This window comes from Neorhizobium alkalisoli (genome assembly GCF_007829835.1).
Lineage (GTDB): Bacteria > Pseudomonadota > Alphaproteobacteria > Rhizobiales > Rhizobiaceae > Neorhizobium.
This window is the reverse complement of the sequence record NZ_VIWP01000001.1, coordinates 802,092-828,585: the sequence shown is the minus strand read 5'-3', so window position 1 is coordinate 828,585 and position 26,494 is coordinate 802,092. Positions and strand designations below refer to the sequence as shown.

General features: G+C 61.5%; 24 protein-coding genes. 7 read left to right on the top strand and 17 right to left on the bottom strand.

What is annotated here, in order from left to right; translation table 11 throughout:
• Position 1: 1 nt before the first annotated feature.
• The 16 genes from FHW37_RS03670 to FHW37_RS03595 form a co-directional block, all read right to left on the bottom strand.
• Positions 2-604, bottom strand: coding sequence for a 2-hydroxychromene-2-carboxylate isomerase (locus tag FHW37_RS03670; RefSeq protein WP_145632610.1), 603 nt, complete (start codon positions 602-604; stop codon positions 2-4).
• An 11-nt stretch (positions 605-615) separates the two neighbouring features.
• Positions 616-1,185, bottom strand: coding sequence for a TetR/AcrR family transcriptional regulator (locus FHW37_RS03665; RefSeq protein WP_145632607.1), 570 nt, complete (start codon positions 1,183-1,185; stop codon positions 616-618).
• A 52-nt stretch (positions 1,186-1,237) separates the two neighbouring features.
• On the bottom strand, positions 1,238-2,266 hold the full coding sequence (locus FHW37_RS03660) for a ketopantoate reductase family protein (RefSeq protein ID WP_145632604.1): 1,029 nt from the start codon (positions 2,264-2,266) through the stop codon (positions 1,238-1,240).
• Between the two features lie 25 nt (positions 2,267-2,291).
• The gene (locus FHW37_RS03655; protein ID WP_145632600.1) at positions 2,292-3,611 is read right to left on the bottom strand and encodes an NtaA/DmoA family FMN-dependent monooxygenase; all 1,320 of its coding nucleotides are present in this window, start codon (positions 3,609-3,611) and stop codon (positions 2,292-2,294) included.
• Positions 3,612-3,634: 23 nt separating this feature from the next.
• Complete coding sequence (locus FHW37_RS03650; RefSeq protein ID WP_145632597.1) at positions 3,635-4,492, bottom strand: ABC transporter ATP-binding protein; 858 nt, start codon at positions 4,490-4,492, stop codon at positions 3,635-3,637.
• Positions 4,489-5,586: a FecCD family ABC transporter permease gene (locus tag FHW37_RS03645; protein WP_145632594.1), complete on the bottom strand. Its 1,098-nt coding sequence runs from the start codon at positions 5,584-5,586 to the stop codon at positions 4,489-4,491. Before FHW37_RS03645 ends, FHW37_RS03650 begins: the two co-directional genes overlap by 4 nt.
• Positions 5,587-5,632: 46 nt before the next feature.
• Entirely contained in the window at positions 5,633-6,766 is a 1,134-nt protein-coding gene (locus tag FHW37_RS03640; RefSeq protein WP_145632592.1) for an ABC transporter substrate-binding protein, read from the bottom strand.
• 199 nt (positions 6,767-6,965) lie between these two features.
• Positions 6,966-7,910, bottom strand: a complete 945-nt coding sequence (locus tag FHW37_RS03635) for an NAD(P)-dependent oxidoreductase (RefSeq protein ID WP_145632589.1) — start codon at positions 7,908-7,910, stop codon at positions 6,966-6,968.
• A 29-nt stretch (positions 7,911-7,939) separates the two neighbouring features.
• A complete protein-coding gene (locus tag FHW37_RS03630; RefSeq protein WP_145632586.1) occupies positions 7,940-9,133 on the bottom strand; it encodes an enolase C-terminal domain-like protein in 1,194 nt (397 codons plus the stop codon).
• Between the two features lie 14 nt (positions 9,134-9,147).
• A complete protein-coding gene (locus FHW37_RS03625) occupies positions 9,148-9,981 on the bottom strand; it encodes a carbohydrate ABC transporter permease (RefSeq protein WP_210249272.1) in 834 nt (277 codons plus the stop codon).
• Between the two features lie 4 nt (positions 9,982-9,985).
• Positions 9,986-10,879 carry a carbohydrate ABC transporter permease gene (locus tag FHW37_RS03620; RefSeq protein ID WP_145632580.1) on the bottom strand — a complete coding sequence of 298 codons (894 nt, stop codon included), beginning with the start codon at positions 10,877-10,879 and terminating at the stop codon, positions 9,986-9,988.
• 95 nt (positions 10,880-10,974) lie between these two features.
• Positions 10,975-12,258: an ABC transporter substrate-binding protein gene (locus FHW37_RS03615; RefSeq protein WP_145632578.1), complete on the bottom strand. Its 1,284-nt coding sequence runs from the start codon at positions 12,256-12,258 to the stop codon at positions 10,975-10,977.
• A gap of 14 nt (positions 12,259-12,272) precedes the next feature.
• A complete protein-coding gene (locus tag FHW37_RS03610) occupies positions 12,273-13,367 on the bottom strand; it encodes an ABC transporter ATP-binding protein (RefSeq protein WP_145632575.1) in 1,095 nt (364 codons plus the stop codon).
• Positions 13,368-13,474: 107 nt separating this feature from the next.
• Positions 13,475-15,715, bottom strand: a complete 2,241-nt coding sequence (locus FHW37_RS03605) for an extracellular solute-binding protein (RefSeq protein WP_145632573.1) — start codon at positions 15,713-15,715, stop codon at positions 13,475-13,477.
• Positions 15,716-16,075: 360 nt separating this feature from the next.
• Entirely contained in the window at positions 16,076-17,278 is a 1,203-nt protein-coding gene (manD, locus tag FHW37_RS03600; protein WP_145632569.1) for a D-mannonate dehydratase ManD, read from the bottom strand.
• 44 nt (positions 17,279-17,322) lie between these two features.
• Complete coding sequence (locus tag FHW37_RS03595; RefSeq protein WP_145632566.1) at positions 17,323-18,636, bottom strand: MFS transporter; 1,314 nt, start codon at positions 18,634-18,636, stop codon at positions 17,323-17,325.
• Positions 18,637-18,794: 158 nt separating this feature from the next.
• Between FHW37_RS03595 and FHW37_RS03590 the strand changes: the two genes are divergently transcribed.
• From FHW37_RS03590 to FHW37_RS03560, 7 genes are all read left to right on the top strand, one after another.
• The gene (locus tag FHW37_RS03590) at positions 18,795-19,553 is read left to right on the top strand and encodes a GntR family transcriptional regulator (protein ID WP_145632563.1); all 759 of its coding nucleotides are present in this window, start codon (positions 18,795-18,797) and stop codon (positions 19,551-19,553) included.
• A gap of 195 nt (positions 19,554-19,748) precedes the next feature.
• Entirely contained in the window at positions 19,749-20,630 is an 882-nt protein-coding gene (locus FHW37_RS03585) for an AraC family transcriptional regulator (RefSeq protein ID WP_145632561.1), read from the top strand.
• 185 nt (positions 20,631-20,815) lie between these two features.
• Positions 20,816-21,871, top strand: a complete 1,056-nt coding sequence (locus tag FHW37_RS03580) for an ABC transporter substrate-binding protein (RefSeq protein WP_432442823.1) — start codon at positions 20,816-20,818, stop codon at positions 21,869-21,871.
• Positions 21,872-21,935: 64 nt separating this feature from the next.
• The gene (locus tag FHW37_RS03575; RefSeq protein ID WP_145632556.1) at positions 21,936-22,754 is read left to right on the top strand and encodes an ATP-binding cassette domain-containing protein; all 819 of its coding nucleotides are present in this window, start codon (positions 21,936-21,938) and stop codon (positions 22,752-22,754) included.
• Between the two features lie 35 nt (positions 22,755-22,789).
• Positions 22,790-24,025 carry a sugar ABC transporter permease gene (locus FHW37_RS03570; protein ID WP_145633829.1) on the top strand — a complete coding sequence of 412 codons (1,236 nt, stop codon included), beginning with the start codon at positions 22,790-22,792 and terminating at the stop codon, positions 24,023-24,025.
• A gap of 31 nt (positions 24,026-24,056) precedes the next feature.
• Complete coding sequence (locus FHW37_RS03565) at positions 24,057-24,785, top strand: SDR family oxidoreductase (RefSeq protein WP_145632554.1); 729 nt, start codon at positions 24,057-24,059, stop codon at positions 24,783-24,785.
• A gap of 43 nt (positions 24,786-24,828) precedes the next feature.
• Positions 24,829-25,593 (top strand): SDR family NAD(P)-dependent oxidoreductase, encoded by a 765-nt coding sequence (locus FHW37_RS03560; protein ID WP_145632552.1) that lies wholly within the window; start codon positions 24,829-24,831, stop codon positions 25,591-25,593.
• A 104-nt stretch (positions 25,594-25,697) separates the two neighbouring features.
• On the opposite strand, the gene FHW37_RS03555 is transcribed toward FHW37_RS03560, so the two are convergent.
• On the bottom strand, positions 25,698-26,387 hold the full coding sequence (locus FHW37_RS03555; RefSeq protein WP_145632550.1) for a GntR family transcriptional regulator: 690 nt from the start codon (positions 26,385-26,387) through the stop codon (positions 25,698-25,700).
• Between the last annotated feature and the right edge of the window lie 107 nt (positions 26,388-26,494).

Genomic DNA, 26,494 nt, shown 5'->3' with positions numbered 1-26,494 from the left:
ATCAGGCGACCAGTTTCTCGCCCTTGAGATGGCGTTCGAGGAAGGGCAGGCTGTCCTGTCCCCAATAGAGTTCGTCCTCGTAGCGGAAGGTCGGAAGTCCGAAGACGCCGGCATCTTTGGCCGTTTCGTAGCTGGCCTTGCGGATTGCCTGCACGGTCTCGCTCTGGGCCCGTTCTTCCAGCGCAGCACCGTCGAAACCGGCCGCATCGGCAACCGTACGACGGATCTCGAGCTTGCCGATGTCCTCGCCGCGTCCCCAAAAAGCTTCCTGCAGCGCCTGTGTCAGTTTCAGCCAGTCTTCGCCGGCCTCGCTTGCGGCGATGACCAGCAGTCCTGCCGGTGACGGATCGGAAAGGGCGGCCCGGTTGTCGAAATTCAGCGCCTTGCCGCGCAGCGCGGCCCAGCGTTTCAGATCCTTGGTCCAGTAGGCGCGGCGCGCTTCTGGCCGGTTGCGGGAATAGATGCCGCCATTATCTTCGATCAGCGGAATGACATGCGGGCGGACCGTCGCGCCATAAGCGTTTGCCAGGGCTGCGAAGGTTTCAAGGCCGATGAAGGCCCAGGGCGAACCGACGCTGAAGAAATAGTCGATGGTCTTGGTCATTGCTGCTGCTTTCAGATGGGCTGGTTGTTCAGGTTCGCGGTGTCGAAAACGGAAAGGGCACAGTCTCGGGCGATGAGGACTGCCTGCGGGTCCCGTCCGACCGCGACTGTCGCCAGCGCACCTTCGTAAAGAAGCGAAAGATGCGCGGCAGGCTGATCCGGGTTGCCGGAGGCTTTCGTCATGATGGCCGCAAAGATATCCCGCACCATTGCCTTGTGGGTCCGGGCAACGGAGACGACCCGCTCGGAATCACCGTGCTCTGCAACCGCGAGTGCAAAGGCGCAGCCACGGAATTCCGGGCTGTCGGCCTTTTCATGGAGACGCTGGAAGATCAGCGCGATCTGTTCTCTCGGTGCCATCGCCGCATCCACGACCTCCTGCAGCGACCGGACCACTCGCTCATGGCGCGCCTGCAGATAGGCTGCGACGAGATGGTCCTTCGACGGAAAATGCCGGTAGAGCGTCGCCTTGGCGACATTGGCTTCCTCGATGATGCGATCGATCCCGACCGCCCTTATGCCCTCGCGATAGAAGAGCGCCCCGGCGGTGGCGAGGATCTGGTCTGATATGGCTTCTCTCATGGCATCGCTTCGAATTGGTCGTTTCAATATCGCATGACCGGCCGGCAGCCGATCACGGCACAGAAGTAAGACCGGTCTGTCTCGTTGATTCAGAGTTGTCAATGAGAGAAAGGATTACGTCAAGCGGAACTGTGCTCGAAAGGCTGCCCTGCTGCGCCAATTTTCCGGCAAGCAACTGAACGGCGTCGTTATACGGCGTCAGCACGCCGTGGAGCCGGCCAAGCAGAACGATTTCGCCATTCAGAAAATCGACCTCGCTCGACGTGCCGCGAGCAAAACTTTGCCAGGTCGATTGCTGGCCGGGATGGATGCCGCTGTTCTGTGCCACGCGCCAGTTCGAAATGTCGATCGTTCGCTCGGAAGGTGCGGCAAGCCTGTATCCCGCGGCCTGAAGCGTGCGGCGGGCTTCGTCCACCAGAGCTTCGCCGATTTCGCCGCGAAGGTCGGCAGGGCCATCGAAGAGCTCGAGGACATTGCGGACGTTGTGAAGCAGTTTTGCCGATTTCCAGCGGCGGATGTCACTGCTCTGTTCGGCGAGATATCCTGCGCGATAGAGGTCCGCCGCAATCCGGTTGCTGGTCTCGTCGGCCCCGGCGGGGAACCGCCCGACCGTCACGATGCCGACCTCTGGATCGCCGCCGACCACGACCTGGCCAGTTTCGGTAAACCGGGCAGGCGTCAGGATGCTTGCTCCATAGACATTGGCAAATGTCCTGAGAGCGGCCGCCTCCGTGGCGAGCCCGTTCTGGAAGGTGACGACCGGCAGGTTTTCGGCGGCCGTGCCCGTGGTGCCCGCAACGGGCCGCCAGGACCAGAAGGCAAGGGCGCCTGTGGCATCCTGCGACTTTACCGTCAGCAGGAGGATATCATCCGGCCTGAGTTCGGGCGGATCGGCAAGATCGAAGGCATTGAGCCTGATCTGCTGCGTGCCCGAGGGCCGCTGATAACTCAAGCCGTGCTCTCTGATATGGCTGATCTGCGCACCGCGGCCGACGAGTGCGTAAGTGATGCCGTTGAGTTCGAACTGCGCCGCAAGGCTGGCGCCGACCGCGCCGGCTCCGATGATAACATAGCGTGTCATCCGTCTCTCCTTGTCCTGTCCTATGTCACACGCCGAGATTCTGCCGGAGCGTCTCGTGCTGGTAATCGTGGTGGAATATTCCGCGCCGCTGCAGTTCGGGGATCAGGTGATCCGTCACGGCGGAGAGGCCGAGTTCGTATTTCAGCGTGAAGGCCAGGAAATTGAACCCGTCCGTCGCGCCGCGCTCGTAACGGTCCTGCAGCTGGTCGGCGACGTTTTCGACCGAGCCGATCGGGAACCAGTGACCGGCGCCGCTGGAATGATAGATGATGAGATCACGCACCGTGCGAACCTTGCCGCTCTCGATCAGATCGCGGAACACGCCAAAACGGGAGCGCCGGCCCTGCACGTTCGCGGTCTGGGGCAGATCGTTGATCGGGATTTCCGCGTCGAGATCGATACCCTCGAAATCGACGCCGCCGAACTGGCTGGCGAGCGACTTGCGCCCTTCCTCGAAATCGATGTCGTCGATCACTTTCTGCCAGAAGCGTTTTGCCTCTTCGTCGGTCGAGCCGATGACCGGCGCGACGCCGGGCAGGATCTTGATCGCATCCGGCGAACGTCCATTGGCGGCGGCCCGCGCCTTGAAATCCCGGTAAAGCTCGATTGATGGTTCGGTCTCCGTGAGGCCGGTGGTGAAGATCACGTCCGCCACCCGTGCGCCGAGCTGCCGTCCTTCCGTGGAAGAGCCGGCCTGGGCGAGGATCGGCCTGTCCTGCGGGCTGCGCGAGACGTTGAGGGGACCCTGGACGGAAAAATGCCGGCTGTTCCAGTCGATACGATGCACCTTGCCCGCATCGACGATCTGGCGGCCGAAATCGTCATAACTGACGGCATCCGCTTCCCAGCTCTCCCACAATGCCTGCACCACGCCGGCAAATTCCTCGGCGACAGCATAACGATCGTCATGGGCAGGCAGCGGTTTGCCAAAGTTCTTCTCGCCTGCCGATGATGTGACGAGGTTCCAGCCCGCACGTCCCTTGGAAATGTGATCGAGCGAAAGCACCTGCCGGGCGAGATTGTAAGGCTCGGTGAAGGAGGTCGAGATGGAGCCGATCAGGCCGATCCGCGAGGTTTTTGCCGCAAGCGCACTCAACAGAGTGACCGGCTCCAGACCAGGTTTCGGCGCCGTCTCGCTGGTGACGAGGGCGTCCGCCAGGAAGATCGTATGTATCTTTCCTTTTTCGGCCTGTTGCGCCTGTTCGACATAGGCATCGATATCGAGAAGATTGTCCGTCGGACCGTTGCGCCCCTGTTTCTTCGCCTGCCCGGTGCCGCCCAGCAAAAGGCCGAGCACCAGTCCCTGGCCGCGTTCGCTTTGGCGGCCTGCCCACTTGTTCGTCATGTCGTTTTCCCTCGAAATGATTGTCAGGCCGTCACACGGTCGCGCTGTTCGGCAGGGCGCCGCAGGTGGCCGATGTCCGGTGTCGTGGCATTGAGGCCGAGCCTCGAATGGTCGCGTTCGGAGAGCGGGTGGACCTGCACAAAACCCTTGTGGACCGACAATTCGACATCCACGCCATAGACCCGCTTGATCAGGTCCGGCGAATAGACGTCTGCCGGACGGCCATTGGCGATCACGACACCATCCTGCAGGAATATGACGCGGTCGGTGAAGCGGGCGGCCTGGTTGAGATCGTGGATTGCGATGATCGCGGCGACATTGTTCTTGCGCGTCACGTCGCGGGCGACTTCCAGCGTCTGCCACTGGTAGCGGATGTCGAGCGCGCTGGTCGGCTCGTCGAGGAGCAGGATTTCCGGATCCTGGGCAAGGGCGCGGGCAATCAGGACCCGCTGTCCCTGGCCGCCGGACAGTTCGGTCACGGAGCGGTCGCCGAGTTCGTCGAGGCCCATGCGCTGCATGGCGGCTTCGACATGCGCCCAGTCCTCGTCCCGCGGTTTCGTGCCGAAATAGGGCGTGCGGCCGAGAAGGACGGCTTCCCTGATGTCGAGGCCGAAGGAAAGCCCGATCGATTGCGGCACATAGGCGACGATCTTTGCAAGGTCCCGGCGCGAGAGTTTTGTCAGGTCCGTGCCGTCGTTCCAGGTGATGGAGCCGCTGGTCTGGCTGTTGATCCCGGCAATGGTCTTGATCAGCGTCGACTTGCCGGACCCGTTGGATCCGAGAAGGCCGACGAGTTCGCCCTTCTCGACTTTCAGGCTGGCGCCTTTGACGACCTGTCTTTTGCCGTAACCGACTTCGAGTGAGGAAATCCTGAGGGTCATTCGATTGCCTTTTGTCGAGTGAGGATGAGGTAGAGGAAAATCGGCGCGCCGACCAAGGCATCGATGATGCCGACCGGAATGACACCGGGCGTGATGACCAACCGGCCGACCGCATCGGAGATGACCAGAAGCAGGGCACCGATGATCGCCGAGAACGCGATGAGGAAACGGTGATTGGCACCGACGACCAGCCGGGCGATATGCGGGGCGACAAGCCCGACAAAGCCGATAATGCCGGTGAAGGCGATGGTGACGGCGGTCAGCGTTGCGGCAATGGCGATGGTCTGCAGCCGCACCGTCGAGACCGCGACGCCAAGGCTCTTGGCGGAATCATCCCCGGCAAAGGCGATGGCGTTCAGAGCGCTGCTGCGAAAGCGGATATAGGGGAAGGCAATCGCGAGAAGCAGGAAAAGGACCAGAACCTGATACCAGGCCGAATTATTGACCGATCCCCATGTCCAGCGCACGATCGCGGCCAGCACCTCGTCCTCTGCAAAATACTGGATGCAGGCGGTGAGCGCGCCGAAGAGCTGCGACAGCGCGATGCCGACCAGGATGAGCGTGGTTGCATGCAGGTTGCGGGTCGAGGCGAGTGACAGGACAAGGGCGGTGTTGAGGAAGGAAAAGATCAGCGCGCCGATGACCAGCGAGATCGCCGCGCTGCCCGCCGTTGCGCCGAAGACGACGATGGCAAGCGATGCACCGAAGGCCGCCGCCGGCGCGATGCCGAGCGTATAGGGACTGACCAGCGGATTGCGCAGCAGGCCCTGGAACAGCGTGCCGGCAATGGCAAGCGCCGCGCCACCGAGAATGGCAAGCAGAACGCGCGGCAGACGCAGCTCCCAGATGACATTGTGCATCAGGAGCGAGGCACGGTCCGTCGGCACGGTGCCGGTGATCTTTGCCCAGAAGGTCTGCAGGACGTCGATCAGCGTGGCGCCCGAGGTTCCGATCTGGATGCCGGCAAGGGCGGCTGCGATGACTGCCGCAATCCCGAGCGCGATCGCCAGCTTCTGGGTCGTGTATTTGTCATGGGCGGGGCGCGGTCTTGCCGCCGGGCGGGAAGGCAGAGGATCAGAATGCACTGAGCTCATGGTCTCTCTCGTCATGGATGGAAAGGGAGGTCGCGAGGTGGAGGCCTCAAGCGCCAAGCTTGTAGGCGTAGTCGGCGACCGGCCGCGGCTCGATCCCCTGCGCCTTCAGCCAGCGGGCGAAATAGGCATCGACATCCACGTCGGCGAGACGATCCGGATAAAGCCATTTGGCAACGGCCAGCGCGCCGATCTGTTTTCCGAGTGCCGAGAAGAAGAAATTGCTGAAGACGAAGACATTCTTGTTCTGGACGGCCTGGATCGCATTCCAGCCGGGGCGATTGACGATGCGTTCCGCCTGCCCGGCCAGCAGTTCCTGGTCCCAGGGCGCGTAACCGGCGGCCTGCCCGTCGATACCGTTATGGATGATGACATCGGGATTGCGATTGATGATCTCGACCGGGTCGACCGTGTAGGTGTGCACCGAGGCACTGCCGGTATTGGCGATGGTGATGTCGCCAAAAATGTTCTTGCCGCCGCCGAGCACGATCGTGTCATGCCAGCCGGAGCCCGGCAGGGAGGTGACGAAATCGGCGTTGTTTTCGAAATAGACCTTCTTCGGTTCCACGCCTTTCAGGTGGTCGGTCAGGACCTTGTCGATATCGTCGTAAAGCTGGGCGAGATCGGCCGCGCCTTTCTCGGCGCCGAAGATCTTGCCGATATTGGGCAATTGCGCGCGCAAAACCTTCGGGTCCCAGGTGCTGACGACGACGACCTCGATGCCGAAGGGTTTCAGCTTCTCGACTGCATCCTGCCAGGGAGCGTTGCGACGGGTGAAGAAGACTTCCGCGCCCGACGCAGCGATGGTCTCCCAGTTGGGACCGTTGAAATTGCCCGCATCCGGAAGGCTCGCAAACTTGGCGAAATAGTCCTTGTTTGCCGTATTCTTTTTGGGGTTGGATGTCTGGTCGATCGCCACGATCGTGTCACCGGCGCCAATCGCCCGGACGATTTCGGTCTGGTACCAGAGGTCGGGATAGACCGCCTTGATCGGCGCCTTGAGCGTGACTTCGCGTCCGAGTTCGTCGGTGATTGTGATGGTCTTCTGCTCGGCGGCCTCGGCCTTTGCGATGCCCGAAACCCCCAGTTTCTGTGCCAGCGGGCTCAGCAGGAAAGCGCCGGAAAGGGCAAGCGCCTGGCGGCGCCCGATGGATGGTTTGGGCAAGAAGTTCGAATCGGTCATTGGGCTTCCCTGACGCTCGCGAGCTGAAGGCGGATTGCACGAAGGTCGTTTCCGACCGTGTGACAAAAGCCTAGGGAGAGGGCTCGCTTCGAGGAAGACTGGTCATTCTTTTTCTACTAATTTTGTAGAAAATAGTTCGGCCATTTGCCGATTTGTGGAGGCCATTGTGCCTGATCGGCCGGAGAAGGAGCGGCCGGTCTCAGTAACCCCGTTCAGGATCCACGAGATAATCGAGAGGCCTGCCACTCAGGTAAGCGTCGAGGTTTTTCAGGAAACGTTCGCGGAAAAGACCGGAATTTTCTCCACCCATCCAGGATATATGCGGGCTGATAAAGACCTTGTCATGGAGATAGAGCGGGTGCCCGTCGGGAAGCGGTTCCGGCGTCGTGACGTCGAGGGTCGCGTAACCCACTTTGCCGGCATTAAGCGCATCGAGAAGTGCCACCTGATCGACAAGCGCTCCTCGGGAAATGTTGATCAGGTGCAGCCCGGCCTTCGCTTGCGACAGCAGTTCCGCATCCACCATGCCCTGTGTCTCGGATGTCAGCGGTGCTGCGATCACGAGGTGATCGGCCCTCGCGAAAACCTCAGCAGCACTGGCGCATGGCGTCACGCCGTGCGGCACTTCAGCCCATGCCCCGCGGCGGTTGACGAGGATGTCCATGCCGAATGCCAGCGCGCGGTGGACGATCGCCTGCCCGAGAGCCCCGAAACCGATGAGGCCGAGCTTGCGTCCGTAAAGCGTGCCAATTGGCGGCCGTGTCCAGTCGGCTTTCGCGCGGGCTCTCGTTTCCTCCAGCTTCTTTTCGTGGCGGAGCATGGCGGCGAAAACGAATTCGGCAATCGGCACGGCGGTCAGGCCGCGGCCGCAGGTCATCACGCAGTCGCGCTTCAGGGCCTCGGGATAGATGTCGACGCCGGCCGTTTCCGTCTGCACCCATTTCAGGCTCGATGGCGGGCGAAAACCCGCCGGCGCATTGCGCCAGGCCGAGGAACTCGTCACGAGGATTTCGCCGCCTTCCGGCAGTTCCCAAGGGCGTTCCGGCCGGATCTGGTCGATCACGACCGGGGCCGAGGCATGTGCCGCAATGGCCGCGCCGAGTTTGGCGCTGACCTGATTGATGATGACGGGACTTTTTCGCATCGAAAGGCCTTGGGCAGGAGGCTCGGCGGTCAGCCGAGCATGCTCTGCCGCTTCACCTTGTTTTGATCGATTACCAGCCCGAGGCCGGGCCGGTCGTCGAGGCGGATCTTGCCGGAGACGGGCTTGATCGGATCGACAAGGAAGTGTTGCCAGCCGGTATTGAACTTTTCAAGGTTTTCCACCAGCGGGCAGAGATCCGGCGGCTGCGATGCGACGATGTGGGCGCAGACGGCAATGCTTTCGCCATGCGGGATGACGGTCTTGCCATAGGCCGACGCGAGCGCGCAGATGGAGATCATCTCGGTAATGCCGCCGCACCACATCGGGTCGGCCTGGACGATGTCGAGCGACTTACGCTGGAAAATGTCGAGAAAACCCCAGCGGGTATATTCGTGTTCGCCGCCGGCAATGCGCACCGGCGAGCGGCGCGTCAGTTCGGCCATCTGGTCGAGCATGTCGGGAAGAACCGGCTCTTCGATCCAGGCCGGATTCCAGCGGGTCGCGGCGGCTGCGAAATCGAGCGTATAGGGCACGGTCCAGCTGTTCCAGGCGTCGAGCATGATCGCGCAGTCTTCGCCAGCGCCTGACCGGGCAGCCTCCAGCATGGCAAGGTTCTTGTTCAAACCCGCCTTTCCTTCACCGGGGCCATGGCGAAAAAACCATTTCTGGCCGGCATAACCCTGATCCGCGAAACGGCGTGCCTGGCCGGCGACGAATTCCGGATCGACGGGATAGGCGAGAGCGGAGACATAGGCCGTCATCTCGGTGCGGGTCGGGCCACCGAGCAGGCGATAAAGCGGCTGGCCCATAACCTTGCCCTTCAGGTCCCAGAGCGCACAGTCGATCGCCGAGATCGCCAACATGGGCGTGCCCTTGCGGCCATGGATCGCCGCCCGATAAAGCACGTCCCAGACCATGTTGGTCGCCAGCGGATCGAAGCCGATGATCAGGTTCTTCATCTGAAGCGCAAGGATGGCCGGTGCCAAGCCGATCGGGCCGAAAAGACCAGACACGCCCTCGTCGGTATCGACATAAAGGAAGCGGCCGGTGATCGACAGCTTGCCGGGCGCCGTCTCGAAGGGAAGATTGTCCTCGCGGCCCCATTCCTTGATGCGGAAGGTCTCGTAGATATCGGTCGGACGCACCTGTCGGTCGCCGTAATAGGGGCCATCATAGTCGCACTCGCCTTCGTAAACGACGCAGCGCAGATCGGTAATACGCATTGAAATCTTTCCTTTTAACCTTTGACCGCGCCTGAGGTCAGGCCTTCGACGATGCGCTTCTGGAACATCAGGGCCAGAAGGACGACGGGGACCGTGACGACGGTGGAGGCGGCGGTGATCTTGCCCCAGGGGAGTTCGTGTTCGCTTTGGCCGCTGAACAGCGCGACCGCGACCGGCACCGTGCGGGCCTGGTTGTCGGCGGTCAGCGTCAGCGCGAAGAGGAACTCGTTCCAGGCGTTGATGAAGGAGAGCAGGCCGGTGGCGACGAGGCCGGGGCCTGCAAGCGGGATGATGACTTTCCAGAGGATCTGCCAGGCGCTGGCGCCGTCGATCGTGGCGGCCTCGTCCAGCGTGTCGGGGATTTCCTTGACGAAGCTCGTCAGCACCCAGACGCAGAAGGGCAGGGTGAAGATCATGTAAGACAGGATCAGCGCCCAATAGGTGTTGTAGATGCCGAGCGCGCGGGCAAGCGTGAACAGGCCGCCGAGCACGGCGATCTGCGGAAACGTGCTCATTCCAAGGATGATATAGAGCGTCGCCTGCTTGCCGGCGAAGCGGTAACGGGCGAGCGCATAGGCCGCCATCGAGGACAGGGCGAGCGAGAGGATAGTCGCGCCGCCGGCCACCACGAAGGAATTGAAAATCGAGCGAACGAAGGAGCCATCTGCAAGAACGGCGCGGTAATTGTCGAGAGTCAGCTGACGCGGCCAGTAGGACAGCGGCGTGGCGAACAGCTCGGCCGAAGGTTTCAGCGAGTTGACGATCATCCAGTAAAACGGGAACAGGATGTAGAACAGGCCGATCGCCAGGATGAGATAAAAGGCGGTGCGGGAGAGAATGCGGGTGATCATCTCAGCGATCCTCGACTTTCAGCATGCGCATGTAGACCATCGTGCCGAGGATGATCAGCAGGAAGATCTCGACCGAAGCGGCCGAGCCTGCGCCGACCAACCCGAATTCGATCATCTGCTGGCGTGCGAACATGGAAATCGTGACGGTGGCGGGCGAATTGCCGGTCATGACGTAGACGATGTCGAAGACGCGCAAAGCGTCGAGCATGCGGAAGACGACGACCACGGCGATCGCACTTTTCAGCATCGGCAGGGTGACGCGGATGAAGCGGGCGATCGGGCCTGCGCCGTCGATTTCGGCGGCCTCGTAAAGCTCCTTCGGAATGCCCTGAAGCGAGGCGAGCACGAGAAGAGTGACGAAGGGCACGAATTTCCAGGTCGACATGGCGATGATCGCCCAGAGCGCCGTGCTCGGATTGTTCAGCCAGGCGACCGGATCCTGGATCAGGCCGAGCCGCAGCAGCGCGTCATTCACCACGCCGAAGACGTCGTGATACATCCATTTCCACAGCTGCGAGGCGACGGTCAGCGCGATCACGAGCGGGATCAGGTTGGCGGCGCGGGCGAATTTGCGCCCGGTGAAATTGACATTCAGTACCATGGCAAAGGCAATGCCGAGCACGACCTGCAGGGCGACGCTGGCGACGGCGAAGAACACGGTATTGTAGAGCGCCGCCCACCAGTCCGGATTGGAATGCAGGTCGATATAATTGTCGAACCAGACGAAACGGGCTTCGTCGGCGAAGAAATTGGCATCCGTAAAACTCAGCCAGATCGTCCGACTCAGCGGATAAAGGCCGACGGCGGCCAGCACGAGAAAGGTCGGCGCGAGGAACAGCACGGCGGTGCGCGCGTGCGTCGCGGCCAGGGTCTCGGCGCGTTTGAAGAGGATCATCTCGATCTCCCGACTTCGGATAAAGGGGTATGAGCGCCCTGTCAGGGCGGTGACATCCCGCACCTCAGGCGCGGGATGTCGATATCGGGAAAGGATTACCAGCCGCGGCCCTTGATGCGGTTCAGCTCCTTGTCGAGCTGCTCAAGCCGCTCGGGAACCTTGGCGCGGCCGGTCATCATGTCGTTGACGGCCTTCAGCGCGGCATTCGAGACCTGCGAATACTTGGTGCCGGTGGATCCGGACGGGCGTGCCACGAGATCGAAGTTTTTCACCATCTCGACCCAGGGATAGGTTTTGAGGATATCCGCATCGTTCAAGAGTTCCGGATAACCGGGCAGACGCGCCAGCTTCAGCATGCGGTCCTTCTGGTTTTCCGGCGAGTTGATGAACTTGATCAGGTCGGCTGCGAGTTTCTGGTTCTTCGAGAATTTCGAGATCCACAGCTGCCAGCCGCCGAGGCCGGATGCCGACTTGCCGTCCGGGCCATGCGGGATGGCGGTGACCGCGAACTTGTCCTTCACAGCCGAACCGTCTGCCTGCATCGCCGCATAGGCATAAGGCCAGTTGCGCATGAACAGGTAATTGCCGGACTGGAAAGCGCCGCGGGCATCGTCGATAATGTAGGAGGTCACGCCCGGCGGCACGGTCTTGCCGACCCAGGAGGTCAGCTCTTCAAGAGCTGCCTTGGAATGCGGATTGTTGGCCGTGACATTGCCGTCCTTGTCGACCCAGGTGCCGCCGCCATAGGACGAGATCCATTCGACGAGGTCGGTGGCAAAGCCTTCGTAGACGGAGCCCGGATAAACGAAGCCCCAGAAATTCGCATTGCCGGCCGCGCGTTCGCCGGCCTGTACCTTGTCCGACATGTCCTTGACTTCGGCCCAGGTCTTGGGCGGCTCGTTATAGCCGTACTTCTTCAGGAGATCCGTGCGGTAATAGAAGAGGCCGACGTCGCCATAGAAGGGAACGGCGATCAGCCGGTCCTTGATCGTGTTGAGCGAAATGGTCGCCGGCGTGTATTTGGCGATCTCTTCTGGCGTGAAGAACTGCTTCATATCGACCGCGTAACGCTCCAGCATGCCCTGCCAGACGACGTCCATCGCGTTGATGTCGATATCGGAATTTTCGGCAGCCAGGTTCTGCTGCATGATGGCGAGGATCTCGGTGCCGTTGTTGGGCACGTTGAGGATCTCGACCTTGGTGTTGTTCTTCTCTTCCCAAGGCTTGATCTGCTGGCGCAGGAAGTCGATCGTATTGCCCGACCAGGCGCCGGGCATGATGGTGATCTTCTGCTGTGCAAGGGCGGCACCTGCCGAGGCCGTCATCATCAGGACGGCGGCAATGCCGACCGCGGCCTTTCTGAATGTCGATATTTTCATTCGTCTTCTCCTCCTCAAACGATCGCAACGCCACTCGTCGCGTCGAAAATATGAAATGCCTCCGGCTCGGCCGCGAGGCTGATGGTGTCTCCCGGCTTGCAGGCCACCCGTATCGACAGTTCGGCGCGCATCGTCTGTCCTCCAAGACGGATATGCACGACCTGCACTGCCCCCAGGACTTCGACCATGTCGATCACGGCATCAAAGGTGATGGGGCCAGCGCCCGGCGTGCCGACGACATGCAGGTCGCTCGGCCGGATGCCGAGTGTGCAGCGCTTTTCCTTGAGGCCGTTGACGGCTGCCGCGATCCTGTCCTGAAGCGGCAGGCGCAGCGTTTCGGCGACGAGCACTGGCGCGTCGGCATTGCCTTCGATCGTCGCGTCGAGAAAGTTCATCTGCGGCGTGCCGATAAAGCCGGCGACGAAACGGTTGGCGGGCTTGTTATAGAGTTCGAGCGGCGCACCGACCTGCTGCACGTCGCCGCCCTTCATCACGACGATACGTGTGCCCATGGTCATGGCCTCGACCTGGTCATGGGTGACATAGACCATGGTGGTCTTCAGCTGTGCATGCAGACGGGAGATTTCGGCGCGCATCTGGACGCGAAGCTGGGCATCGAGATTGGAAAGCGGTTCGTCGAACAGAAAGACTTTCGGCTGGCGTACGATGGCGCGACCGAGCGCGACGCGCTGGCGCTGGCCGCCCGACAATTCCTTCGGCTTGCGCTTCAAGAGATCGCCGAGCGCCAGGATGCCGGCGGCTTCCTCGACGCGGCTCTTGATCTCCGCTTTCGGAAACTTGCGCAGTTCAAGGCCGAAGGCCATGTTCTGGAACACGTCCATATGCGGATAAAGCGCATAGTTCTGGAAAACCATGGCGATGTCGCGGTTCTTGGCCGCAACGCCGTTGACGACCTGGTCGTCGATCAGGATCTGGCCTTCGTTGATGTCTTCCAGACCGGCGATCATGCGCAGTGTCGTGGACTTGCCGCAACCGGACGGGCCGACCAGAACAAGAAACTCTCCGTCGTGGATTTCCAGATCCATCTGCCGGACGATCTTGAACGCGCCGTACGACTTCTCCACACCGCGCAACGAAACGTTGGCCATGGCCTCACTCCCTTCATGTACCTCCGGCCGGGACCGCTCACGGCAAGTCCGACCGCCCATTCAACTCTGCGCATCCGGCCTCCCGCCGGGTGCTGATCTCGTGTCGGCTATTGGCCGAGAATGTTACGCAGCTCGTCGGCGGCCGCCCGCAGGGCGTCGGCGGCACTGATCTCGTGCCGCAGCGCCTGATGCACGCGGCTGCCGACGATCTGCTCGTAACGGAATTCGCTGAGTTTCCCGCCGGTCGTGGTGAGCGAGATCGCTCGGGCCCGCGATTTCGGGAAAAGTTCGACCGCCTTGCCGAGCCAGGGATAAACCGAGCGCAGTTCCAGGCTGTTGTGAAGCGCCAGCGCCGGCGTCGAGCCGCCCATGATCGAGAGCGGGATCGCCATTTCCATGCCGGCCGCCCAGGACATCCAGTCGAAGGCGAGATCCGGCCGGCCGCATTCGGCAATGATGCCCATCGACCAGCCGCCCAGTACAGGCACACCGCCCGGAACCGCGGCATAACCGATCTTGCCGACGACCCGCGATATGCTGCGGTCGGTCAGCGGTGCTGCCGGTGCGCAGAACAGCGCGACCATCGCGACATCGCCGGTTGCGAAATCGTCGACCTGGCCTGACCGTTGCTTGTCCTGCCAGCCGGGTGCGGCATAGCTGGTGCTTTCGACATAACTTTCCAGAATGTCGGCCGCCTCGCGGCTGTCGAGCGTAACGCGGCCGCTATCGTCCAGCACGCGGCTATTACTGCCCCAGAGTCGGGTCAGGAATTCCACCAGCGCGCCATGCGGCAGCGATGCCCCGAGAGACGTTCCGTATTTCGTCGGTGAGGCCGGATTGACGGCCTGGGTGAAGAAGCGCGCAACCGTGTTGAATTCGCGCCAGGTTTCCGGCGGCCGCAATTCGCCGCCCGTCAGATCGCGATAGGCAAGCCGCTGGTTCGGATCGTCGAACAGGTCCTTGCGGTAGAACAGCATTTCCACGTCGAAACGGGAGGGCAGGGCAAAATAACCGGCGCCGTAACGGCAATTGGCATCCATCACACCCGGCACGAGGCCGCGCACCAGTTCCGGGTGCTGCTTCAACCGGTCGTCGAGACGCAGCAGGGCGCCGGAGGAGGCGAGCTCGCTCATCCACGGCTGGTCGATCTCGATGATATCATAGGCAGCGCGTTTCGATGGATCGCTCAGGACGCCGTGAAGGCGCTCGGCCGACATCGCCTCGATATGCACTTTTGCGCCGTGGCGAGCTTCGAAGTGCGGCTGCAGGTCGGAAATGGCGCGGCGCGACATGCTGTCGAACATCAGCACGCGCAATTCCTCACGGTCGCCATAACGTTTTGCCGCGAGCTTGCGTTCGCCAAATGGCGCCGAGACCGCGAGACGGCGATAACCGCCGCCATGGGCGATAGGATTGCGCAGGTTGTCGAGCAGGGCTTCGGCAGCGGCAGCGCCAAGCTGGACACCGGAGCGGCGGATGACGAGCCGGTCGTCGCTTTCCACGTCCGCCCAGGATTCCTCGTCGATCGAGACTAGGCGGACATGTCCCTGCAGCTGGCTTGCGAGAAGCTGCAGCGCCTTTCGGGCACCACGGTGAATGGCAGACGAAGTGGAGACGACGAGATCGGCCGGGCGCCCGCGAGCAATATGCTCGACAAGCACGCGAAACGCGGTTTCGGGATCGTGGTTGGTTTCGAGGGCGACACCGGCGGCATCGCTGCCGGCCGCCGCGATCGCATCGAGAAAGCCCGTCGCCGCCCGTTCCTCGCTCGAATATTCCTTGGGGCCGGTGAGCAGCACGATGTTGCGATAGCCCTGGTGCAGCAGGCCGCGTGTCGCATCGAACAGCAGCCGGCGCAGGTCGTGTTCGATGAAGGTGAAACCGCCGCCGACCGGCTCGCGCTCCAGGCAGACGACCTGGATGCCGGCCTCGCGCAGCTCGTCGGCGCGCTTCATGTCGTCCGGCTGGCAGGTGGCGATCAAAACGCCCGCCGCGCGCTGCTGCAGCGACATTTCCAGCAGTTCGTTTTCCTTGGCGCGGATTTCCGATGTCACATGCAGCGCGGCCGTATAGCCGTGGTCGTTCAGCAAGCGCTCGGCGCCTGTAAAGAGCGCGCCGAAATGCGGATCGGTCACCGAAGGCACGATGACATTCACCAGCGTCGACTTCTTGGTCTTCAGCTGCCAGCCCGACTGATGCCGCTTGTAGCCCAAAAATTCGACGGCCTCGCGAACCTTGCGAACGATATCGCGGTTCACTGTCTCGCGTTCGTTAAGAACGTTAGAGACCGTGGCAACCGATACGCCGGCATGGCGCGCAACATCTTTGATCGTCGAATTACGGTTCATTGTCTTTTCATGTAACGTTTCACCGACGATTAACGGCTTAGTTTGCGAGAGTCAACGGCACGGCGTCGTGATCGACGTTCGCGGCGGTGGAAGCACTGTCAGGCAGAAGGGTTGCTGTAGGGCCAATTGGCTTAGCAGGTCGCGATCTGATCTATTCAGAGACCATTCCGATCAGGCGTGCGAAAACTTTGCGTCGCGTCGAATCTCATGCGGCATTTCAGCATGATCGCGTTTTCGAGGCGCGGGATGATCGCTTACCTCGTCTTTGCCGGAAAGAAGACTTCCCGACATTTCTCCCGGTGGAGAAGCAGCTGGAGGTGAACTCGCCGGCACTGGCGCCAGCGAGTCCTTGTCGTTGTTTTACCAGCTCCAGAGCGTCCCGTCGGAGAGGCGGGCAACGTCGAGATAGGCACGGCGATAGGGATATTTTTCCGCAGCCTTCTCGTCGATATCGACGCCATGGCCGGGCTTTTCACCGCTATGAAGATAACCGTCCTTGAAATGCCATTCGTGCGGGAAGACGTTTTTGGTCTCTTCCGGATGGAAGGCATATTCCTGGATGCCGAAATTCGGGACCCAGCGGTCGAAATGCAGTGCCGCACCCATGGTGATCGGCGACATATCGGCGGCGCCATGGCAGGCGGTGCGGATGTGGTAAAGCGCCGCCAGTCCGGCGATCTGGCGGACATGGGTAATGCCACCGGCATGCAGCGGCGTGGTACGGATATAGTCGATCAGCTGTTCCTGGATCAGCTGGCGGCAGTCGTGTATGGTGTTGAACACTTCGCCAAGCGCCAGCGGCGTCGTCGAATGCTGCCGGATAAGCCGGTAGGATTCCTGGTTTTCCGCCGGCACCGCATCTTCCAGCCAGAACAGATCGTGGCGTTCGACATCCTTGGCGAGCCTTGCCGCTTCCTGCGGTGTCAGCCGGTGGTGCACATCATGCAGCAGATGCAGGTCGAAGCCGAACCGGTCGCGCAGGTGATCGAGCAGCTTTGGCAGGAAGCGCAGATAGGTCGGCGTGTCCCAGGAGGTTTCGCGCGGCTTGTCTTCCGCCTGCGACAGCGACCCGACCTTTTCAACGCCATAGGTAATCGGCTGGCCGGGAACGGCGGCCTGGACGCGGATCGCCTTCCAGCCCTCTTCCTGAAAAGCTGCGACCTTGTCGGCGGTTTCCTCGATGGTTTCGCCATTGGCATGGGTATAGGTCAGCATATGCTTGCGGCTGGCGCCGCCGAGCAGCTGATAGAGCGGCATATTGGCCGCCTTGGCCTTGATATCCCACAGCGCCACGTCGACAGCGGCGATCGCCGCCATCGTCACCGGGCCGCGGCGCCAATAGGCACCCTTGTAGAAATATTGCCAGATATCCTCGATCTGCGATGCATCGCGGCCGATCAGGCAGGGCACGAGGTGATCCTGCAGATAGGAGGCGACGGCCAGTTCGCGGCCGTTCACGGTCGCATCGCCGATCCCGTAAATACCCTCATCCGTCTCGATCTTGAGGGTGACGAAGTTGCGTCCCGGCGAGCAGACGATCACCTTCGCATTGGTGATTTTCATGAAAGTGTCCTTTCGAGGCATGGAATTCGAAACATGGAAAAGGGTCAGGCCTTCGGTTCCGGGATCGGCTCGATACGGCCGAGAACGAAGACGTAGGAGAGGATGCCGATCGCCAGCATCACGCCAGCCAGAATGAAGGCGCGACTGAAGGATTGCGTGGCACCGACGATAAAGCCGGTGATGATCGGCGCGGCGATGCCGGTAATGCTGTTGAGGAAGTTCATGATGCCGCCGATCGTGGCAGCGCCGCCCTTCGGTGCGATCAGCGACGGGATCGACCAGCCGGCCGGGGCCGCAGCCGCCAGTCCGCTTAGCGATACGGTGATCCAGAAGATCGCCCAGTAGGGATCGGATGTCAGGCCGGCGCCGACGACGGCAAGGCCCATCAGCATGCCGAAAATGATGATCCCCTTGCGCACTCTGGATTCGTCATGCCCCTTGCGGATCAGGTGGTCGATCAGCCAGCCGCCGATCAGAAGGTCGGAAATGGTCGCGAAGATCCAGGGAATGGCGGTGAAGGTCGCGGACTTCAGGATATTCATGTGCATCTCCCGAACGAGATAGTCCGGCAGCCAGAAGATGAAGAGCGCGAAGGCGTAGCCATAAGCGGCAAAGCCGACGGAAAGGCCCCAGACCTTGCGGTTGCGCAGCAGGTAACCGAGAAGGCCGGCGGCATTGGTCGCGGCTTCGCCTTCCTGTGCGGCACCACCCGCCTTAATATAGTCCCGCTCCTCGTTCGACAGTTGCCGGTCGGCGCTCGGATCGCGGTAGAACATGAAGAACAGCGCGAAATAGACAAGGCTGATGATCGCCGTTGCGATGAAGCCGCCGCGCCAGCCGAAATGCAGCATCAGGAAGGCGACAGCCGGAATGGCGATGACGTTAGAAAATTTCGCGGCTGCATCGAACAGGGCCGTTGCCAGTCCGCGTTCATGGCGCGGAAACCAGTAGCCGGTCGCTTTCGAATTGGCGGGAAAGCCGGGCGTCTCGGCCACGCCGAGCAACATGCGCGACAGGAAAAGCGTCGACATGCCGGTGGAAAAGGCGGTGATGACCGAGGCAACGCCCCATGAGAACGTGCTCCAGCGCATGACCTTCGTCACACCGAAGCGGTCGAGCAGCACCCCGACGGGGATCTGCAGAAAACCATAGGCCCAGCCGAAGGCGCTGAACAGCAGGCCCATTTCGGCCGGTCCGATGCCGAATTCGTCCTGAATGAAGGGTGAGGCGACCGTCAGGTTGACGCGGTCGAAATAGTTGACGAGTACGCCGACCGCCAGAAGGCCGCCGATCCACCAGCGGCGGTTGGTCGATGGCCGCTGCAGCGTCTCCGCAGCGGATAGGTGGTTAAGTGCCATGAAGTCCTCCCAAATGAAATATCAAGCAGGCAATCTGAAATTTCACATGGAGGCATAATCTTGATATATGGAACGGAAAGTCAATATCCAAAAGGACAGTGATCTGATCGCGACAGAGATGCCGGTGGGCTAAGTCGCGCTGCGGCAAGGGGAACAGGATGGCAAAAAAGACGGTTGAAAAGCGCTCGCGGAGCCTCTCCGACGAAGCTTATGACTGTCTTGAGGCCTTGATCATCTCCACGCAGCTGGCGCCCGGCGCCCGCTACACGATCCAGCAGCTCCAGACGGAATCCGGGCTTAGCCGGACGCCGGTCCATGATGCCGTCAAGCGGCTCTCGGCCAACCAGCTGATCCATGTCAGCCCGCGATCCGGATTGCGTATCGCCCCGGTCAAACTGACCCAGGAACGGACGCTGCTGCCACTTCGAACCGAGATGGAAGCAATTGCAGCCGGCCTCGCCAGCGAGCGCGCGACGCCGCAGGATCATGTGGTCATGCGGGCTTTCATCAGGGATCTGGAAGAGACCGAGGCCGATCTCAGCCTCGAGCGTTTCAACGTCACTGACCGCCTGCTCAACAAGGCGATCCTCGTGGCCTCGGGCGAGCCGCTGCTCGCCAATACGCTCATCCCGCTCCAGACGCTCTATCGGCGCAGCGGCTGGATCTACCATACCTATCTCGGCCAGAGCCAGTCGATGGAACAGATGATCGAGGACCATATCGGCCTTCTGCGTCTCATCCTTTCGGGGGATGCGTCGAAGACGCAGGCCTATGTCCGGCGGATGATGACCGGCGTGGCGGATACGCTGCAGAGGTTGCGCAGCGAAGTCGATCCGGCGCTGCTGGATGTCAGCCTGAACAAGGTCAATGTGACCACCGGCCTGCGGATGCCGAAGGCTGTTGTTCCGCAGGCCTGAATGCCGCTCCGGCTATCAGAGATGGTCTTCATTGCACCTGCTAGGAACATTTCGCAGCTGCGAAATATCAAAAAAGTATAGGTTTTAAGCCGAAATCGTGTTGGCGCGGCTTTTGGGCTGGGCGTACATTCCTCCACAGATCAGGCGGGAGGCCTGGTGGAATGCGGCGGCAACGTCCGCACCCGGAGGAGGCGTATGGAACCGGACCTGGAGGTCATTCAGATCAGACCCGGAGAATCGTTTGCCGCAAAGGCACACGGTTATCCCTTCCACACGGTCCGCTGGCACTTTCACCCGGAATACGAACTGCATCTGATCGTCGCCACGACGGGGCGTTATTTCGTCGGCGACTTCATTGGTGATTTCGAGCCGGGCAATCTCGTGCTGACCGGCCCGAACCTCCCCCATAACTGGGTGAGCGATGTTCCCGAAGGCGTCGAGATACCGCTTCGCTGCCAGCTGATACAGTTCAGTGAGGCTTTTGCGGCAGACATTATGCGGTTTCTGCCCGAGCTCGGTGCCTTCGCGGATGTTCTGGCGCTTGCGCCGCGGGGGGCGCTGTTCGGTCGCGAGACCAGCCTCAAGCTCGCGCCTTTGATGGACGAGATCCAGAAGGCGCAGGGCGTTCGCCGGGTCGAGCTGTTCATGATGATCGTTGGCCTTCTGTGCCGCGCAAAGGATACGCGCACGCTTGCCAGCACGAATTATCTTCCCGATCCGTCGGGATACATGTCGGCCGGGATCAACAAGGCGCTCGCCTATATCCGCGAGAACCTGACACGCTCCTTCGACGAGGCGGATCTTGCCGCGATCGCGGGACAGTCGACGGCAGCGTTTTCGAGGGCTTTCCGACGGCATACCGGCATGTCGCTGGTCCAGTATGTGAAGCGCCTGCGCATCAATCTGGCCTGCCAGATCCTGATGACCGACGACAGGGCCTCGATCATCGACATCTGTTACGAGGTCGGGTTCAACAACCTGTCGAATTTCAATCGCCAGTTCCTGGCGGAAAAGGGCATGACACCGTCCCGCTTCCGCAAGCTGCTGGGTGACAAGAATGGTGCGAGAGCCGCCTGAGAGGTAGGCGGGCGGCAGAGGCAAACGAGGAGGATAGGAGGAGAGCAATCATCGATGTGACTGCCGACGAGGGCCACCACAATGGGGCTCGCGAAGGAGAACCTATGCCCGGAATTCGCCGTGCCCCCGTTCCGGAGGCCGGTGAAAGCAGAACGATAACCGAGTTTCCAAAGGAGGAGATGGAAATGAAAGAGATCAACAGGCAAATCATCGGCGCGGCCCTTCTGGCTTCGACGCTTCTCGGCGGCTCGGCCGCTTTCGCCAAGGATGCCACCGTGGCGTTCCTGATGCCCGACCAGGGCTCGACCCGTTACGAGGAGCATGACCATCCCGGTTTCGTTGCCGAGATGAAGAAGCTGTGCGCCTCCTGCAAGATCATCTACCAGAATGCCGATGGCGACATCGCTAAACAGCAGCAGCAGTTCAATTCCGCCATCACCCAGGGTGCCAAGGTCATCGTGCTCGACCCGGTGGATTCGGCCGCGGCCGCCTCGCTCGTGCAGCTTGCCCAGAGCCAGGACGTCAAGGTCATCGCCTATGACCGGCCCATCCCGAAGGCTAAGGCCGACTTTTACGTTTCTTTCGACAACAAGGGTATCGGCAAGGCAATCGCCGACTCGCTGGTAAAGCATCTGAAAGCAAAGAGCGTGTCGCCTGACGGCGTCGGCGTGCTGCAGATCAACGGATCACCGACCGACGCCGCCGCCGGCCTGATCCGCGACGGTATCCATGAAGGTCTTGCCAGTAGCGGCTACAAGACGCTCGCCGAATACGACACGCCGAACTGGCTGCCGTCCAACGCCCAGCAATGGGCAGCCGGTCAGATCACCCGCTTCAACAAGCAGATCGTCGGCGTGGTCGCAGCCAATGACGGCACCGGCGGTGGTGCGATCGCGGCCTTCAAGGCGGCCGGCGTCGATCCCGTGCCGCCCGTCACCGGCAATGATGCGACGATCGCCGCCCTGCAGCTGATCATCGCCGGCGACCAGTACAACACGATCTCCAAGCCCTCGGAAATCGTTGCTGCCGCTGCCGCGAATGTCGCCGTCAAGCTGATCGCCGGCGAAAAGCCGAAGGCGGAGACCACGCTTTACGACACGCCGGCGCAGCTCTTCATTCCGGCAGTGGTGACTGCGGAAAACCTGAAGGCCGAGATCATCGACAAGAAGATCAACACGGCCGCCGAACTCTGCACCGGGCGTTACGCCGAAGGCTGCAAGAAGCTCGGCATCTCGCAGTAACCGCCAGCGGGGCCGGCCCCGACCGGCCCCGTTTGCCAAACATCTGATCGAGGAAGGTCACGTCATGTCAGAACCCCTCAACGCGGTCTCTCCGCGCCAGCCCGTGCTCAGCCTGCGCGGCATATCGAAGAATTTCGGCGCGGTTTCGGCGCTCACGGATATCGAGCTTGATGTTCATCCGGGTGAGGTCGTCGCGCTGGTCGGCGACAACGGCGCCGGAAAGTCGACGCTCGTCAAGGTTCTGGCGGGTGTCCACCAGCCGACTTCGGGCATGATCCTGTTCGAAGGCAAACCCGTGACGCTGCCGAGCCCGAGCGCGGCGCTGGATCTCGGCATTGCCACAGTCTTTCAGGATCTCGCGCTTTGCGAAAATCTCGATGTCGTCGCCAACATCTTTCTCGGCAAGGAAATGAGCCCCTACCAGCTCGACGAGGTCTCGATGGAAGTCCGGGCCTGGAAGCTGCTGAATGAACTGTCGGCAAAGATCCCAAGCGTTCGCGAGCCGATCGCCTCGCTGTCCGGCGGCCAGCGCCAGACGGTCGCGATCGCTCGTTCCCTGCTGCTTGATCCGAAGCTGATCATGCTCGACGAGCCGACGGCTGCACTTGGTGTGGCGCAGACCGCCGAAGTGCTCGACCTGATCGAGCGTGTCCGCGATTGGGGTCTCGGCGTGATCATGATCAGCCACAATATGGAAGACGTCCGGGCGGTCGCCGACCGGATCGTCGTGCTGCGGCTGGGACGCAATAACGGGATCTTCTCGCCGGACGGATCCAACGAGGAACTCGTCAGCGCCATTACCGGCGCTTCCAACAATTCGGTCTCCCGCCGCGCCCAGCGCCGTCAGGCGCAGGCCCCGATCGCACAGGAGAACAGGCCATGATCAAGGCACCACAGACCCCTGTCGCCCAGACCCCCATGGCGACAAGCCCGCTGATCGACCGCCGCGACGAACGCGTGCGGCACGACGACAGTTTTGCAGGCTCGCTCCGCAGCTTTTTCGATCGGGTCCGCTCCGGTGATCTCGGCTCGCTGCCGGTCATCGTCGGCCTGCTGATTATCTGGACGGTGTTCCAGACGCTCAACCCGGTCTTTCTTTCGGCGAGCAATCTCGTCAACATGCTCTTCGACTGCTCGACGGTCGGCGTCATCGCACTCGGTATCGTCTGCGTGCTGATGGTCGGTGAGATCGATCTTTCGGTCGGTTCGGTGAGCGGCTTCGCCTCGGCGCTGCTCGGCGTCTTCTGGGTAAATCAGGGTTGGCCGGTCGTGGCGGCCATTCTCGCGGCCATGGCTATCGGCGCCTTTATCGGCTCGATCTATGCCTTCCTGTTCAACAGGTTCGGCATGCCTAGTTTCGTATCGACCCTGTCGGGCCTTCTCGCCGTGCTCGGATTGCAGCTCTATTTCCTCGGCTCTACCGGCTCGATCAATCTTCCCTACGGTTCCTGGGTCGTGAGCTTCGGCCAGATCCAGGTCATGCCGGATCCGGTATCCTATGTTCTGGCGGCGCTGGTCGGCATCATCTACTTCGTGAGCCGCTACAGAACCGCATCGCGGCGTAAGGCGGCCGGTCTTTCATCCGGCTCGCTGGGCAGCATCCTTTTGCGGGCGGTCATCCTGACCGTGGTGCTGGAAGCCGTTGCCATCTATCTCAACACCTCGCGCGGCATCCCGTGGATGTTCGGCCTCTTCGCGCTGCTCGTCATCGGCATGAACTACGCGCTGACCCGCACGCAATGGGGCCGCTCGATGCAGGCGGTCGGCGGTAACCGCGAGGCGGCGCGCCGTTCGGGAATCAATGTCGCCCGGATCTATATGAGCGCCTTCGTGGCATGTTCGCTGCTGGCGGCAACCGGCGGTCTCCTGTCGGCCGCGCGGCTTGCGACATCCAGCCAGCAGGCAGGCACCGGCGACGTCAACCTGAATGCGATCGCGGCAGCCGTGATCGGCGGTACGAGCCTTTTCGGCGGACGCGGAAGCGCCTATTCGGCACTGCTCGGGATCATCGTCATCCAGTCGATCGCGAGCGGCCTGACACTTCTCGATCTGTCATCGTCGCTTCGATACATGATCACGGGCGCCGTCCTTGCCATCGCCGTCATCGTCGACTCGCTTGCCCGCCGTTCGCGCATCTCGCACGGCCGGGCTTGAGCAAACACATCAAAACATCAGAGGAAAATCCATGGGACAGGATCTGTCTGGAAAAGTCGCGGCCGTCACAGGTGCCGCATCCGGTATCGGGCTAGAATGCGCCCGCACGTTTATCGCAGCCGGCGCCAGGGTCGTTCTCGTCGACCGGAATACGCAGGCGCTGGAGGAAGCATGCAGGGGACTGGGTGATCGGGCCATTCCGCTGACCATCGACCTCACGAATCCGCAATCGGTCGCCGGCATGATGCCGCAGATCCTCGAAAGGGCGGGCCAGCTGGACATTTTCCATGCAAATGCGGGCTCCTATGTCGGCGGGGAAGTGCTCGGCGGCGATCCGGATGCCTGGGACCGGATGCTGAACCTCAACGTCAACGCCGCCTTCCGTTCGGTGCATGCGGTGCTGCCGCATATGGTCGAGCGCAAGACCGGTGATATCATCCTGACCAGCTCGGTTGCCGGCATGATCCCGGTCGTATGGGAGCCGATCTATACGGCGTCCAAACATGCGGTACAGGCCTTCGTCCACACACTCCGGCGGCAGGTGGCTAAACATGGATTGCGGGTCGGTGCGGTGGCTCCGGGGCCTGTCGTGACGGCCCTTCTCAGCGACTGGCCGCAGGAAAAGCTGGACGAGGCGCTCGCGGCAGGTGGCCTGATGGAGGCCAATGAAGTGGCGGAAGCGGTGCTTTTCATGCTGACGCGGCCGCGCAATATCACGATCCGCGACCTCGTCATCCTTCCGCAGAACGCCGACATCTGAGCGGCCAGCAATTTTAAAAACAGCAATTTAAGGGAGACAATCAATGATCCTCGACAGGTTCAGACTGGACGGCAAAGTGGCTCTGGTGACGGGCGGAACCCGCGGCATCGGCCTTGCGATCGCAAAGGCGCTGGGCGAGGCGGGCGCCACGATCGTCATCAGCGGCCGCAATGCTTCGCCGCAGGCCGCGGAGCAGCTGACGGCAGCAGGTATCACGCACCATTTCGTTGCCGCCGATCTTCGCACACTCGAGGGCGCCGACGAAATGGTTGCCGAGACCCTGTCGAAAGAAGGCCGCCTCGACATTCTGGTCAACAATGCCGGCGTTGCGATCCATGGCGATAGCGGAGAGTTTTCGGACGAGATCTGGCGGGAGATCATGTCGGTCAATGTCGACGCGGTTTTCCGCGGTTGCCGCGCGGCCCTTGCGCCGATGCGCCGACAGGGTGGCGGTACGATCCTCAACATCGGCTCGATGTCGGGCATTGTCTCGAACATCCCGCAAAACCAGGTCGCCTATAACAGTTCCAAGGCGGCCGTGCATATGATGACGAAGAGCCTCGCAAGCGAGGTCGCGGCTGAAAACATCCGGGTCAACGCGATCGCGCCGGGTTATATCGAAACCGACCTGTCACGCGGCGGCATCGAAAATCCCGACTGGTTCCCGATATGGCAGCGGATGACGCCGATGGGCCGGGTCGGTCAGCCGGAGGAAGTTGCTTCGGCGGCGCTCTTCCTGTGCTCTCAGGCATCGAGCTATGTTACCGGTGAGGTGCTGGTGATCGACGGTGGCTATACGACGCGTTGAGGCGTCAATTGCCCGGCGCCTCCCTGTAGAGGCGCAACCCGGCCAGTGTCTCGATCACATGCTGGATCGAGACACTCCGTCTCCGTTCAGTGGCCTGCCAAAAATTATTCGGAAGCCGTCATGTAGCGGTTGAGGATTTCCGAAATATCCGGGCCGTCGTCCTTGTCGTCCGTCTTGGCACGATCCTCGACCGCATGCAGATGGTGATCCATGATCCGGCTCGCCGTCTGCGCATCCTGTTCCTTCAAGGCCTCGATCAGCTGCACATGTTCGTCGATCCCGCATTCAGCCGAATGCGGGCGCCCGAAACGGGCGAGGATCAGCGATGAGCGCGACACGACCTGGCTGATGAAATCGATCAGCAGTTTCGAGCCGGTAAGCTCGGCAAGCAGTATGTGAAACTCGCCGGCAAGCCGGATCGAGCGTGGCGATGAGGCCTGCAAAGCCCGTTCCTCTTCGCGTACATGGCTGATCAGCGCGTCGATCCCGTCGCGCGGCATGCGCCTGCAGAGCTTTTCGATCACTTCGCGCTCAAGGCAGCGCCGCAAGGCAAAAACTTCCTCCGCCTCCTCCAGCGTCGGCATCGCGACGGCTGCGCCGCGGTTCGGCTTGATCTCGACCAGGCCATCCGACGCGAGGCGCAGCAGCGCGTTGCGCGCGCTGGTGCGGCTGACGCTGAACGTGTCGCCGATCGAATCCTCCGGCAGCTTGGTGCCTGGCTTCAGGGCCTGTTCAAGGATTGCACGGCGGAGCGATGCGTAGATCGCGTCACTTCGGCTGAGATTGGTGGACATCGCTGCCGCTCTTTCTCCTGGATGCATTATAGGCCGCATATTGCATAAAAATTGTACCGCATCCAGTGGAATAAATTGCATGCAATTTTCTATTGAGTTTGCATTCG